This is a genomic window from Phyllobacterium sp. P30BS-XVII, assembly GCF_014138335.1.
Lineage (GTDB): Bacteria > Pseudomonadota > Alphaproteobacteria > Rhizobiales > Rhizobiaceae > Phyllobacterium > Phyllobacterium meliloti.
Genome location: NZ_JACGXO010000005.1, coordinates 362,274 through 376,343, shown reverse-complemented (window position 1 = coordinate 376,343; position 14,070 = coordinate 362,274). Strand labels below are relative to the sequence as shown.

9 protein-coding genes are annotated in these 14,070 nt (G+C 55.4%); 4 read left to right on the top strand and 5 right to left on the bottom strand.

Going from position 1 to position 14,070, the window contains the following annotated elements; genetic code table 11:
• Positions 1-5: 5 nt before the first annotated feature.
• Positions 6-1,532, bottom strand: a complete 1,527-nt coding sequence (gene sufB / locus FHW17_RS16465) for a Fe-S cluster assembly protein SufB (protein WP_182510345.1) — start codon at positions 1,530-1,532, stop codon at positions 6-8.
• Positions 1,533-1,699: 167 nt separating this feature from the next.
• On the bottom strand, positions 1,700-2,875 hold the full coding sequence (locus FHW17_RS16460) for a cysteine desulfurase family protein (protein WP_182510344.1): 1,176 nt from the start codon (positions 2,873-2,875) through the stop codon (positions 1,700-1,702).
• Between the two features lie 206 nt (positions 2,876-3,081).
• Between FHW17_RS16460 and FHW17_RS16455 the strand changes: the two genes are divergently transcribed.
• A complete protein-coding gene (locus FHW17_RS16455; protein WP_112529776.1) occupies positions 3,082-3,756 on the top strand; it encodes an alpha/beta hydrolase in 675 nt (224 codons plus the stop codon).
• 887 nt (positions 3,757-4,643) lie between these two features.
• On the opposite strand, the gene FHW17_RS16450 is transcribed toward FHW17_RS16455, so the two are convergent.
• On the bottom strand, positions 4,644-5,777 hold the full coding sequence (locus tag FHW17_RS16450) for an anhydro-N-acetylmuramic acid kinase (RefSeq protein WP_182510343.1): 1,134 nt from the start codon (positions 5,775-5,777) through the stop codon (positions 4,644-4,646).
• 110 nt (positions 5,778-5,887) lie between these two features.
• On the opposite strand from FHW17_RS16450, the gene tyrS reads away from it, so the two are divergent.
• Positions 5,888-7,141, top strand: a complete 1,254-nt coding sequence (gene tyrS / locus FHW17_RS16445) for a tyrosine--tRNA ligase (protein ID WP_182510342.1) — start codon at positions 5,888-5,890, stop codon at positions 7,139-7,141.
• Positions 7,142-7,375: 234 nt separating this feature from the next.
• Here tyrS and FHW17_RS16440 read toward each other — a convergent pair whose 3' ends face one another.
• Positions 7,376-10,711, bottom strand: coding sequence for a DUF3971 domain-containing protein (locus tag FHW17_RS16440; protein ID WP_246706882.1), 3,336 nt, complete (start codon positions 10,709-10,711; stop codon positions 7,376-7,378).
• Between the two features lie 208 nt (positions 10,712-10,919).
• Between FHW17_RS16440 and bcp the strand changes: the two genes are divergently transcribed.
• Both bcp and FHW17_RS16430 read left to right on the top strand, forming a co-directional pair.
• The gene (gene bcp / locus FHW17_RS16435; RefSeq protein ID WP_091877088.1) at positions 10,920-11,387 is read left to right on the top strand and encodes a thioredoxin-dependent thiol peroxidase; all 468 of its coding nucleotides are present in this window, start codon (positions 10,920-10,922) and stop codon (positions 11,385-11,387) included.
• A gap of 113 nt (positions 11,388-11,500) precedes the next feature.
• Positions 11,501-12,775, top strand: coding sequence for a M23 family metallopeptidase (locus tag FHW17_RS16430; protein ID WP_113096252.1), 1,275 nt, complete (start codon positions 11,501-11,503; stop codon positions 12,773-12,775).
• 90 nt (positions 12,776-12,865) lie between these two features.
• Here the strand turns inward: FHW17_RS16430 and prfB are convergent.
• Positions 12,866-13,994 (bottom strand): peptide chain release factor 2 gene (gene prfB / locus FHW17_RS16425; RefSeq protein WP_112524926.1). Its coding sequence is split into 2 segments (ribosomal slippage): positions 12,866-13,924 and positions 13,926-13,994, totalling 1,128 coding nucleotides; the frame shifts between segments, so codons are not numbered across the junction.
• Between the last annotated feature and the right edge of the window lie 76 nt (positions 13,995-14,070).

Genomic DNA, 14,070 nt, shown 5'->3' with positions numbered 1-14,070 from the left:
CATCCTTATCCGACACTCCCCTCAAGGCTGATGCCGATCAGTTTTTGCGCTTCCACGGCAAATTCCATCGGCAGTTCCTGAATGACTTCCTTGACGAAGCCATTGACGATCAGCGCAATCGCCTCTTCTTCCGGAATGCCGCGCTGCATCACATAGAACAGCGCATCTTCGGAAATTTTTGAGGTGGTCGCTTCGTGTTCGAACTGGGCGGTGGCGTTCTTCGCCTCGATGTAAGGCACCGTATGCGCACCGCAATCATTGCCGATCAGCAGCGAGTCACACTGGGTGAAGTTACGCGCATTCTCCGCCTTTCGATGGGCCGAAACCTGACCGCGATAGGTGTTGTTCGACTTTCCAGCCGAAATACCCTTGGAGATGATGCGGCTCGACGTGTTCTTGCCGAGATGCAGCATCTTGGTGCCGCTGTCGATCTGCTGATGACCATTGGAAACCGCGATGGAATAAAACTCGCCGCGTGAATTGTCGCCGCGCAGGATCACCGATGGATATTTCCATGTGATCGCCGAACCGGTTTCAACCTGTGTCCACGAAATCTTGGAGTTCTTGCCACGGCAATCGCCACGCTTGGTCACGAAGTTGTAGATGCCGCCCTTGCCTTCCGCATCACCGGGGAACCAGTTCTGCACGGTCGAGTATTTGATCTCGGCATCGTCAAGCGCAATCAATTCCACAACAGCCGCATGCAGCTGGTTCTCGTCGCGCTGCGGTGCCGTGCAGCCTTCGAGATAGGACACATAGGCACCCTCTTCTGCAATGATCAGCGTACGCTCAAACTGGCCGGTATCCCGCTCATTGATGCGGAAATAGGTCGACAGTTCCATCGGGCAGCGAACACCCTTGGGCACATAGACAAACGAACCATCAGTAAAGACAGCCGAATTCAGCGTCGCATAGAAATTGTCGGATACCGGCACAACAGAAGCCAGATACTTTTTAACCAGTTCCGGATGCTCGCGAATTGCCTCGGAAATCGAACAGAAGATGACGCCCGCTTTGGCCAGTTCCGCCTTGAAGGTCGTGACAACAGACACACTGTCAAACACCGCATCAACAGCCACACGGCCTGATTTGTAGACATTGTCGCTGGCTTCTTCCTCATCGGAAGGGCTCGGCTCGCCCATTTTGCGCACGCCCGCGAGGATTTCCTGCTCTTTCAGCGGAATACCCAGCTTCTCATAGGTGCGCAGCAGCTCCGGATCGACCTCGGCAAGCGATGTCGGGCCCGTCTGGTTCTTTGGTCCAGCGTAATAAACCATGTCCTGAAAGTCGATCTTCGGGTAATCCACCCGCGCCCATGTGGGCTCTTCCATGGTCAGCCAGCGTTCATAGGCTTTCAGGCGCCATTCCAGCATCCATTCCGGCTCATTCTTCTTGGCCGAAATAAAGCGGATAATATCTTCGCTAAGGCCCTTTGGCGCCTTATCCATTTCGATAAGGGTCTCAAAGCCATACTTGTACTGGTCCACATCCAGGGTGCGGACCTGATCAATAGTTTCCTGCACGGCAGGCATTGGCGTTCTCCATCCTCGCGGGATTCAAGGTCCCGCAGTTGCAAACGTCAAGGCGTGTGTCGTCTTGAATATTTGCCTCAATGTAGTGTGCTAACGCACGATTTAACACCGGTATTTACCGGATTTTTTGCAATTACCGGCAAGTTGTTGCCAATAATCGCAATATTTCACGCCGCATCGGCAGCAGCCGGCTTGGTCCGGTCGCGCCGCGCAACAATTTTTGCCAGCGCATCCAGAAAAAGCGCTATCTCGTCCTGCGTGGTTTCAGGCGATGTGGACACCCGCAGGCCGCCCGTTCCATCGCCAAAACCCATGGCCGCAAGCACATGGCTTGGTCCAACTTTTCCCGAAGAACAGGCAGAGCCTGCCGATAGCGCAATTCCCGCCAGATCGAAAGCGATTTGAACGGTTTCCGCCTTCATATCTGCAAGACTGAAGAACGTAGTATTGGCAAGCCTGTCCACGGTGTCGCCATAGATAACCGCATCGGATGCTATGAAGCGGATGCCGTCTTCGATCAGCTGCCTGTTGCCAAGCCCCCAGCCTCCACCCAGAAGCGCTTCACGGGCAAACCGCGCCGCCGCGCCAAAACCTGAGATGATGGGCAAGGCTTCCGTTCCGGCGCGATGCCCCTTTTCCTGTCCGCCGCCGCGCACGAGCGCTTTCGGCATGACCAGATCGGAAACAGCAATAATTGCGCCAACGCCCTTGGGGCCACCGATCTTGTGCGATGACAAAATGAGATAATCAGCAGAAGACGTTGTGATATCAAGAGGAGTTCGCCCTGCCGCCTGCACGGCATCGACCACAAAAAATCCACCGAACTCTTTGACAATCCTGCCGATTTCACCAATCGGCTGCAAAACGCCGGTTTCATTGTTAGCAGCCTGCACGGCAACCAGTGGCAGACCTTCGCTCTTGTCATGGGCGGCGAGAAATGCGCGCAGCTGGCCAAGATCGAGCAGGCCATTGCTATCAACGGAAACTGTTTCAATCTGCTCCGCCGCGAACTGACCGCCCGCCAGCATGCATGGGTGTTCGCTGGCACTGACATAAAGCCGCGAAAGCCGCACCGGTGCCCGTCCCATCACATAATGCGGGGTGAGCAGGGTTGACGCGGCCTCGGTGGCACCCGATGTAAAGAACACATGATCAGGTTTGGCATTGACCAGAGCGGCCACCTCACGGCGGGCGCTTTCAAGAATTGCTTTTGAGGCACGGCCTTCGCTGTGAACGGACGATGGATTGCCCGTCTGCGCCAGAGCATCGACCACAGCATCACGCGCCACCGCGAGCAGCGGCGCACTGGCATTGTAGTCGAGATAGGCGCGTTTTGGGGCCATACCTGTCGTAATTCCTGTTCTTTTGAACTATGCGCTTTCAAAAAGCGCAATTTTCTTGAAATTCAACCTCGGACCGGCCTATGAAGCCGCTTCGAGACAAATTCTACACCAGTTTTGAACGGTTCTAAACTGGTTTTATGGGTGCTGTTGATCGCCGTCAAGTCCGGCTGATAAACAGGAACCCTGTGGCGAAGAGTGGAGTACACATGCCTGAAGTAATTTTCAATGGACCTGCGGGCCGTCTTGAGGGCCGTTATCAGCCTTCGATGGAAAAAAATGCGCCAATAGCCATCGTGCTGCACCCGCATCCACAATTTGGCGGCACCATGAACAACAAGATCGTCTACGATCTGTTCTACATGTTCCAGCAGCGCGGTTTTACGACATTGCGGTTCAACTTCCGTGGCATTGGCCGCAGCCAGGGCGAATTCGACCATGGTTCGGGCGAACTGTCCGATGCCGCCGGTGCGCTTGACTGGGTTCAGTCGCTGCATCCTGATTCGAAAACCTGCTGGGTTGCCGGTTATTCTTTCGGCGCATGGATCGGTATGCAGCTTTTGATGCGCCGTCCGGAGATCGAAGGCTTTATTTCGGTTGCTCCGCAGCCGAACACCTATGATTTCTCATTCCTCGCACCCTGCCCCTCCTCAGGTCTCATCCTGCACGGCGATCAGGACAAGGTTGCCCCGGCCAAGGACGTTCAGGGACTGGTTGACAAGCTGAAGACCCAGAAGGGCATCACCATCACCCAGAAAACGATGGTCGGCGCCAATCACTTCTTCACCGGCATGACTGATGAAGTAATCACCGAATGCTCCGATTATCTCGACCGCCGTTTGAATGGCGAACTGGTGGAAGCCAAACCAAAACGCTTGCGCTAAAGGTCTCGGGCATTCGTGCTGCATTACAAATCCTCGGGCCAAAACCCGGGGATTTTTTATTTGAACGGGTTCTGTATGAAAATGGTTCGTGGTTCGACAAGCTCACCATGAGGGAGAGAGGTGCTGTAATGCTAATCGACAACGTTGCAGAACCCGACTCCCTTGCATCCTCACTCTCCCTCAGGGTGAGCTTGTCGAACCACGCACAACAATCATGCAACCACCTATTTTCAAAAAAATACACCAACTTATCCAACACCATCCTGCCTCGTTTATTCTGATGGTGTCCTTTCCGGCGGGAATGCTCCGGAAACTTTCTGAAGTCAGGAAAGGATCGGTGATTTCGTCTGCGGGGCTGTTAACCTTGCAGGGGAAGCGGTTTTATCTCACAAGGGTAAAACCAGTCATCGGGACGGGTGATCCGGTTATTTTCTTGGTTGGAACAGGAAAATCTCCGGGGAACGCACTGACTACACTACCAATACCAAGACTTCCGCGTTCCCCTTTGGATCGCCCGTCTTTCCCACCTCATCAATAGCCAGACGCAAAAGCGGGCGTGGTAATGGGGAGGTATATTCCGCAACTGCAATTGGAGATGCAATCACCCCTCTGCATGGTGCGTGGTTCGACATAACAACCATGAGAAAGAGACGTGGGTTGCAAAAGCATTGTCGCGCCCTTCGACAAGCTCAGGATGAGGGGGAGTGAGGATTGCAATGCTAATCTCCACCATTGCAGAACTTGGCTCCCTGGACCCCACTCCTCTCCCTCATGGTGAGCTTGTCGAACGGCGGACCACGAACCGCTTCGATGCAGTCTACTTCCTACTTCCTACTTCCTACTTCCTACTTCCTACTTCCTACTTCCTACTTCCTACTTCCTACTTCCTACTTCCTACTTCCTACTACCACCCCGCCCGGCGCTGCCACATCGCACCCCGTTGTGGTTGGAAATGTCAGCGGCAAGCCATCGAGTGCGCGCACGGCGAGATAGGCCCAGGCCTCCGCTTCCATCGAATCGCCGTTGAGACCCAATTCCTCAGCGGCGATAACCGCTGCGCCGGTCTTGGCTGCCCCATCAGTCAGATCAGCCATGATAGTCGCATTTTTGCGACCGCCACCGCAGATCACCCACAGCGCGGGCTTGTCGGGTGCATAGGCACTGGCTTCGAGAATGGCATCGGCTGTGACCTTGGCGAGCGTGCGGGCACCATCGGCAAGCTCAGGGTTGCCAAGATCTTCGAGCGTGAAATCATTACGGTCGAGCGATTTTGGCGGTTTCAGATCAAAGAACGGCTTTGCCATGTAACGCCCCACGGCCTCGGTCAGCACCTGACCTTCGCTGGCAATGGTCCCACCGGAATCATAAGCGATTCCCGCCCTGTCCTGCACCCACTGGTCGATCAGCGTGTTACCGGGGCCCGTATCAAAGGCAATCGGATCGGTACTCCCCGATATGATCGTCACATTGGAAATACCGCCAATATTGACGAAAACAACGGGCTTGCCCTTGCCAAGCTCGACAGGAACCCGTGCAGCGAGCGCCTGATGATAGACGGGAACGAGCGGCGCGCCTTGTCCGCCATGCACCATGTCATTGGCCCGCATGTCGTAGACCACAGGAATACCGATCATGTCAGCCAGCAACTTGCCATCACCCAACTGTACCGTCAGTTTTTCCAGCGGCCGATGCAAAACTGTCTGGCCATGAAACCCAATAATATCAATGGCATCGGCGCTTAGCTTATGATCGGACAGAAAGCCGAGCACCGCCTCACCATGCCGCTTGGTCAATTCCTGTTCAATTGCTGCCAGACTGCCGGGGCGTTCATGGCGCGTACGAATGGATTTTGCTTCATCGAGCCCCGCCTCGATCCGGCGGCGGAATGCCGACTCATAGGCGACAAAGCCTGAGGGCCCGCGCCGGACCTCGTTTTTGCCGTCGGTTTCGAGGAGCGCGATGTCGATTCCATCCATGGATGTTCCGCTCATCAGGCCAATTGCCCGCCTTATCGCTGTCACGTCACACCCTTTCTTGTGATTCGGTCCCGAATGATGTTAAACGGCCACGTCTTGTTCGGCACGTTTCTTCATGCCGGATGCTTCCCTACGTAAAAGTTTCAGGAAAAATCATGTCTGCCTTCAAATCCGACTTTATGCACACGCTTTCCACGCGCGGCTTCATCCATCAGGTCTCCGATGAGGCTGGTCTGGATGCGCTTTTCGCCAAGGAGACAGTGACTGCCTATGTTGGATATGATGCGACGGCCACCAGCCTGCACATTGGCAACCTCATTTCCGCGACCATGCTCTATTGGCTGCAGGAAACCGGACATCGGCCCATCGCGCTGATGGGCGGCGGCACGTCAATGGTTGGTGATCCCTCGTTCCGTGATGAGCAGCGCAAGCTGCTGACACCCGAAGCGATCAACACCAACATTGAGGGCATCAAGCGGATTTTCGCGCGCATTCTGCGTTTTGGCGAGGGTCCGACCGATGCGTTTCTGGTCAACAATGCCGATTGGCTGATGGGTCTTGGCTATGTGGAATTCCTGCGCGATGTTGGCCGCCATTTCTCTGTCAATCGCATGCTGTCCTTCGACAGCGTCAAGCTGCGGCTCGACCGGGAACAGTCCCTCTCCTTCCTCGAATTCAACTACATGATCATGCAGGGCTACGACTTCGTTGAACTCAACCGTCGTCATGGCTGCGTATTGCAGATGGGCGGTTCGGACCAATGGGGCAACATCATCAACGGCGTTGATCTTGGCCACCGCATGGGAACCCAGCAGCTCTACGCCTTGACCACCCCGCTGCTGACCACCAGCTCGGGTGCCAAGATGGGCAAGTCGGCCTCCGGCGCGGTCTGGCTCAATGAGGATGCCTTCAGCCCCTATGATTTCTGGCAGTACTGGCGCAACACGGAGGATGCCGATGTGGGGCGCTTCCTGAAAATCTTCACGCGCCTGCCGCTTGATGAAATTGCCCGGCTGGAAGCACTCGGCGGCTCTGAGATCAATGAAGCCAAGAAAATCCTCGCAACGGAAGCAACTGCTATCGTTCATGGCCGTGAAGCCGCGACAATGGCGGCTGAAACCGCCCGCACAACCTTCGAGGAAGGTGCATTGGCCGCCAACCTGCCATCCATCGATATCGCCACGAGCGAGCTTGATGGCGGTATCGGTATTCTGACACTGCTTGTGAAGGCTGGTCTTGCGGGTTCGAACGGTGAAGCCCGCCGCCACATTCAGGGCGGTGCGGTGCGTGTGAACGATGCCAGTGTTTCCGATGAAAAGGCGCAGGTTTCAACGGTTGATGTGACGGGCGATGGTGTAATCAAGCTGTCACTGGGCAAGAAGAAACACATTCTGGTCCGCCCCGCATAACGGGTTGATTTTGCGGGGGTGGGGTGCGTGGTTCGTAGTTCGTGGTTCGACAAGCTCACCATGAGGGAGAGTGAGGATGCAACACTAATCGCAAAGAGTGCTGAGCAAAGAGTGCAGAACTTGACTCCCTTGCATCACCTCTCTCCCTCATGGTGAGCTTGTCGAACCACGAACTACGAACCACCATCCCCACCCCGCAACAAAACCACCCAGTTTTGCTCTATTGAGTATTTTCTATTGAAACTCGAAAATTGACCTGAATATACCCGGTGCGATAACCGAAATCGGATTGACGATAATCTGCGGCTGTTTGAGTGGGCCCTGCAGCTTGTAGGTAATGCCGATCAGGCCGCGATCCCGGCCATTGCCGAGCAGCAGGCCGAGCACCGGCAGTTCGCCAAAGATGCGATTGATGCCATAGGCGGGCATGAATGTGCCTGTCAGAGCCATATTGCCCTGCGGATCACTCAATACACCCTGGAACGTCGTCCCAATAGTCGAACCACGCACAACGCCATTGGCAAGATTGATATAATTCTTGCCCTTCTCGATCTGGGAAAAGCCGCGCTCGAAAGTAACCGTCGACACATCGATATTCTTCTTCACCGCGTCGTTGAGACTGGTACCGTTCGGCGACGACGAAACAAGGCTTGCCAATCTTGGTTCATTGACGAGGGTGAAGTCACGCGCATCGATCTGCCCGCGCAATGGGCCATCGCCTTTGGAATCGAGCGTAACGGTGATGCTGCCGCCCTGCATCTTGTCGTAGAATCCGGTAAAGCGCAGCACGGCTCCAGCATCCTTCGACTGAAGGTTGACCGAACGCGCGCCGCTTTCCGAACTGTCCGTAGCGATGACCTTCTGGCCGGATTTCGTCACCGCGTTGAAAGCGAGACCGGAAACATTGGAACCGACGCTCTCATAGGACAGCGAGACATTGCCAAAGCTTTCCGAAAAGAAGCCTTGAACATCATCAATATCCGCATTGACGAGAACGCGTTTCTTATCGCTGTTATCGCCGCTCTGCTTCTTGTCCGTCACCTGATTGAGCAGCGAGCGCGCGTCAAATGACTTGCCCTTCACATCTGCCCGGTAGCCATAGCCGGTGCGCGATACCTTGACGGCGATATCATCGGTGCGGTTGAGGCTGACCTGACTGAAATCCGCGCTGGCAAGGTCGCCTTTGACCACGGATATGTCTCCGCGCAACCGGAAGGTTTCGCCGGAGACATCGAGGTTTTTGATGCTGATATTGTCCGCATCCTGCTGCAGGCCGAATTTTGCCGTGGCTTTCACCCCGGCGCCCTTGGTCCAGCCAAGCTGTGCCAGCTTCACTTCGGCTTTGCTCAGGTCAGCAGTAGCAATCTGACCGCCATCAGCCGATTTATCAATATCGACGGTGATAGGCCCCGAAATAAACGGATCAAGGCTTGGGAATAGCGTATTGCGCGTTTTATCGTCCAGCTGCAGCGAGACCGATTGCTTGCGCTTGGCGGGATTGCTGCCGAGTGGTTCAAACAGCGTAATATTGGCCGGAACACCATTCAGCTGCGCCTTGACGTCGATATTCGCCTCGGTGTCGTTGACGTTGAGTGTGCCATTGGCATTGGTAATCGTCTGGCCATCGAACTTCTTGGAAAGGTTCACGCCATTCAGATCGATCTCGGCTGACCATTGCAAACTTCCCTGCGGCGCGTGGCGTGTCACTGGAAATGTCACAAGAACATGTGTTTTGACATCGCCGCTGATATCATCTGGCGTAAAGGGCACACCTTTCACTGCATTAATCGGCTTAAAACCGGCAATCTCGGCAATAGCAGAGGCATCACCGGCAATATTCAGATCAAGCTCTGAAAGCACCGGACGCTGCGGACCCCACGGAATGATCAGCGTACCATCAACAATACGCGCTTCGCGGTTGCCGGGCGTAAAGGCCGAACCTTTCAGCAGCTTGATGGTCGTATAGGCGCCGCGCACGCTGATAGCGCCATTCGCATCGCGGATAGGTGGCAAATCTCCAACAATGTCGAAGCGCGTATCCTGCACGTTGAAATCAACCTGCACTTCGTCGGCCGTCAGGGGTGGCGGTTTGCCCGGACCATCGAAACGGCCAGCGGCGAAAATAACGTCAATGCGGCTGTCCTTTACCTCGCCGCCAACGATATTATCGAGAACCCAGCGACGCGCACCGGTGGCAATCCAGATCGGCCATAGCTGCTTGACCTGCGCTGTCGGCATCTTTGGTACACGCAGCGCCAGCGTCATGGCTGGCGAACCCTTGCCAAAGGTTGCGCTGCCCTGCCCGTAAAGTTCATTCTCGCCATCACTGCGCACGGCGATCTCGGAAAGGTCGAGTTTTTTCTCACCCGGCGCATATCGCCCGGTCACTCGCGCATTGAACACAAGCGGCGGCTCTGTGGAATCCTGCGGTGCCGAGCTTGCTTCCTGCGTGACCAGCTCAAAACGATATCCGGGGTTCACCGCAGCCGCGACAGCTGTTGCATCGTCGGGCAATGGCTCTGGCCCGATGGCACCTTCAACGACGCCCTTGAATCCACCGAAATGGATGCTCGACGGTGTAATCTCGACTTTTTTCGTGCCGAAAACATGTTCGAAATTGATCTGGGTGCTGGCGCCCATGTCCGAGACATTGCTGATACTGACGGGACCTTCGCTCACATTGAGGGTACCCCAAACCCGCATCGGCACGGTCGGCGCACCGGCAACACCATCCAGTTTGATTTCGGCTTCGTTGTTATAGGCGAAGTATGAACCATCAGGCTTAATGCCATCGGCATCCGGCACAGGCTCTATGCCATGTGTGCCAATGAGCGGAATCTTGCTGATCGCCAGTGAGAATGAATCGATCTTGGCACCGATGGCGGCACGTTTGACCTGCGCCGACACATCGATCACCTTGCCCCGCCATTCGACCGTTCCCTTGATTGCGACAGGACCGCCCGTTTCAGCCAGTTCCAGATTGATAATACGCAGGCTTTCCGGCTGACCGGCAACGGTGAAATCAAAAGTCGTATCGGAGACCGTGATGTCACGGGTTTCGCGCTGATCCAGCAAGGAGACAGCATTCTGCAGCCCGGTAAAAAGCAGCTCCGAAACGCCATCAAGATTAACAAGACCGCGATCATCCTGCGGCACAATCGACATGAAATCGAAAGGCTCCTGACTGGCAACCTTGATCTGCGCCCCGTCAAGCCCAAGACTCTGTACCTGCACACTGCCCTGCAAAAGCGGCAGCGTGGCCAGACCGATACGCACCGAGCGGATATTCTTTATCTCCACACCGCGTTTGACGTCGGAAATATTGACGTTGCGCGCTTCAAGCGCGACGTGCCTGTGTTGATCAAGCGAGATCTGAGCCGATTGGATCGTGGCATCGGTATCGGGGCCGACAACGGATTTGAGCGCGGTCTGCGCGCGCTGGGTCAGTGCTTCCCCGCCAATGCCGACACGCAACACCACAAAGGCTATTCCGGCAAGAACCACGAGAAGAAGCAGGAACGACGCAAATGCGCCACAGACGAATCGAAACCGCGAGCGGCGGGCAGGCATAGCCACCGGCACCTCGCCCTGCTCGACCGCAGACGGGTAATGATGAAATTTCAGGAAGTCGCGCTTTGTAAAACGGACTCTTTTCGGTTTCTCTGTCAAATTCCCAAGCCAATTGAGGAATCATGTGGGAAACCGTAGACGATTCCCTTGCCTCTCTTATAGTTGCCCAAGTGAGGCTCGCATTCAATGATGAAAGAAAGGCATTCCTATGACAACTCTGGAAATCGGCAATCCCGCCCCGGACTTTACCCTTCCCCGTGACGGTGGCGGCACGCTTTCGCTGGCGGAATTGCGCGGAAAACCTGTTGTCCTGTATTTTTACCCGAAGGACGATACAAGCGGTTGCACCCAGGAAGCGATCGAGTTTTCCGGACTGAAGCCCGAATTTGAAAAGCTTGGTGCGAAAGTCATCGGCATGTCGCCCGATCCAACCAAGAAGCACGACAAGTTCAAGACAAAGTATGATTTGAAGGTCGATCTTGTTGCCGACGAGGAAAAGACCATTCTGGAAGCCTATGGCGTCTGGGCTGAAAAGAGCATGTATGGCCGCAAATATATGGGCGTTGAACGCACGACGTTCCTGATCGATTCGAACGGCAAGATCGCAAAGATCTGGAACAAGGTGAAGGTTCCGGGCCACGCAGCCGAAGTTCTCGCAGCCACCAAGGCGCTCTAGGTCATCTTGTCCTTGAAATGAATGGAAAAATGCCACTCCGTTAGGGTTTGTTAACCATAACGGAGTGTAATGCCCGTCAAGAACTGAAGCTAAAAATGACGAGCAGAGCGGCCATGAAGAAGGCAAAACATTCCCCCATCTTCAGCAATCAGAAAGAACCCCACACGGTCATCATCGCGCGGGGTGAAACTATTCGTCATTTTACCCTGCGGCCCTGGGCAGCCATTCTTGGCGGCACCCTCGCCTTCGCGCTGGCGGGAACCTATCTGATAGCCACATCCTATCTGGTTTTCCGTGACGATCTGATCAGCGGCAGCGTTGCCCGTCAGGCACGGTTGCAGCAGGCCTATGAGGACCGTATAGCCAATCTGCGCACCCAGCTTGATCAGGTCACCAGCCGTCAGATGCTCGACCAGCAGCTTATGGAAACCAAAGTATCTGAACTGATCCGCAGGCAGAAATCGCTGGCTGAACGGCATGACAAGCTCGCACCCATGCTAGAGCGTGCAGAACATGCGGGTGCCGCTATCCCGCCCGTTGTGGAAGACAATGCGCCGATGGACAGCAATGGTCAGGACGTTGTGCGGTCGCAGGATGACGAAGCATTCTATGGCATCGATCCGATCATTACAGGACCAACGCCAGTCTCGCACAAACCGGCACCGCGCAGTGAGAAACCGGCGAAAAGCGTCGACAAGGCGGAACTTCTGCTGAAATCAGTCAATACATCGCTCACGGATATCGAAGCCAAACAGATCGCGCAGATGCAGACGCTGTCCAACACGGCCTATGAAAATGCCGACAAGATCATGGAAGCACTGGCAGCCACCGGCGTTAAACCGGCCCTCGATGAAAAGTCAGATATTGGTGGCCCGTTCATTCCCGCCGGGAGTGTTGCTCCATTTGATGCCAAGCTGAATGATCTCGATCAGGCGCTGGAACGGCTGGAAAGCGCCAAAAGCCTTGCCAAAACCATTCCCATTTCCAATCCGGTTCCGGGCATGCCTGTGTCCAGCACCTTTGGCGTGCGCAAGGACCCGATCATCGGCTCCATGGCGTTTCATTCCGGCATGGATTTCCGCGCAATATCAGGCTCGTCAGTACATGCTACAGCCAATGGCACAGTCACCGAGGCTGGCTATAATGGCGGTTATGGCAATATGGTCGAGATCGACCATGGAAACGGCCTGTCGACCCGCTATGGCCATATGAGCCAGATTCTCGTCAGCGTCGGCCAGAAGATCAGCATCGGCGATATTGTCGGCAAGGTCGGCAGCACGGGCCGCTCCACCGGCCCGCATTTGCACTATGAAGTGCGCAGAAATGGCAGCGCCATCAATCCCGCCGGTTTCCTCACAATTGGCCGTGAGGTTGCGACGGCGCTTTAACGGCACTCCGCATCGCAAGTTTTGAATACAAAAAAACCGGCAGGAGCGTATCCTGCCGGTTTTTCTGGTTCGGGCAATGTGCCAGAATTTTTAGGCGATATCCTGCACGTCCACATCAGTGCCATGGACGCGGTGTGCCAGCGCAGCTTCCATGAACATATCGACTTCACCGTCGAGCACGTCCTGCGGGCTGGTGCTTTCAACGCCCGTCCGCAAATCCTTGACCAGCTGATAGGGCTGCAGGACGTAGGAGCGGATCTGATGCCCCCAGCCAATATCGGTCTTGGATGCGGAGATGGCGTCAGCCGCCTGCTCGCGCTTTTCCAGTTCGGCTTCATAGAGACGCGCGCGCAACATGGACCACGCCGTGGCACGGTTCTTGTGCTGGGAGCGTTCCGCCTGACACTGCACCACGATACCCGTGGCGATATGCGTGATGCGCACGGCGGAGTCCGTCGTGTTGACGTGCTGGCCACCGGCACCGGAAGCGCGGTAGGTATCGATGCGAACATCGGCTTCCGTCACGGCAATTTCGATATTGTCATCGACGACCGGGTAAACCCAGATACTGGAAAAGGAGGTGTGCCGCCGCGCATTGGAATCGTAAGGCGAAATACGCACCAGACGATGCACGCCCGATTCCGTCTTCATCAGACCATAGGCATTGTGGCCCTTGATCAGGATGGTGGCGGACTTGATGCCGGCTTCTTCACCGTCATGGATTTCGAGCAGTTCGACCTTCATGCCCTTGCGATCGGCCCAGCGCGTATACATGCGCAAAAGCATCGACGCCCAGTCCTGACTCTCCGTACCACCGGCGCCGGAATGCACTTCGACATAGGTGTCGTTGGCATCGGCTTCACCGGATAGAAGCGTATCGATCTGGCGTCGGTCGACTTCCACTTTGATGGCACGAATGCCCTCTTCCGCCTCGGCAACGATGGATTTGTCACCCTCCTCATCGCCCATGGCGATCAGCTCGATATTGTCCTCGAGCGACTGGCTGAGTGTGCGGATGGAGTTGATGCCGTCTTCCAGCTGCTGGCGCTCGCGCATAAGCTTCTGGGCTTCCTGCGCGTCATTCCACAGTGCAGGGTCTTCGGCAAGCTGGTTCAGATAGCCAAGGCGTTTGATTGACGTATCCCAGTCAAAGATGCCTCCTCAGCAGGCTTATGGCCTGCTTGATCTCATCGACCAGCGTCTCGATTTCAGCGCGCATTGGCTGTCCGTTCCTTCTGCATTTATCGTTATTTTCGAATTGCGGCGGACCATATTCACTGGTCCGCGCGATGTAA

Coding starts and splice junctions, on each gene's coding strand:
- FHW17_RS16460 (WP_182510344.1), bottom strand. CDS start 2,875: ATGGCCCCAAAACGCGCCTATCTCGACTACAATGCCAGTGCGCCGCTG.
- FHW17_RS16455 (WP_112529776.1), top strand. CDS start 3,082: ATGCCTGAAGTAATTTTCAATGGACCTGCGGGCCGTCTTGAGGGCCGT.
- tyrS (WP_182510342.1), top strand. CDS start 5,888: ATGTCTGCCTTCAAATCCGACTTTATGCACACGCTTTCCACGCGCGGC.
- sufB (WP_182510345.1), bottom strand. CDS start 1,532: ATGCCTGCCGTGCAGGAAACTATTGATCAGGTCCGCACCCTGGATGTG.
- FHW17_RS16430 (WP_113096252.1), top strand. CDS start 11,501: ATGAAGAAGGCAAAACATTCCCCCATCTTCAGCAATCAGAAAGAACCC.
- bcp (WP_091877088.1), top strand. CDS start 10,920: ATGACAACTCTGGAAATCGGCAATCCCGCCCCGGACTTTACCCTTCCC.
- FHW17_RS16440 (WP_246706882.1), bottom strand. CDS start 10,711: ATGCCTGCCCGCCGCTCGCGGTTTCGATTCGTCTGTGGCGCATTTGCG.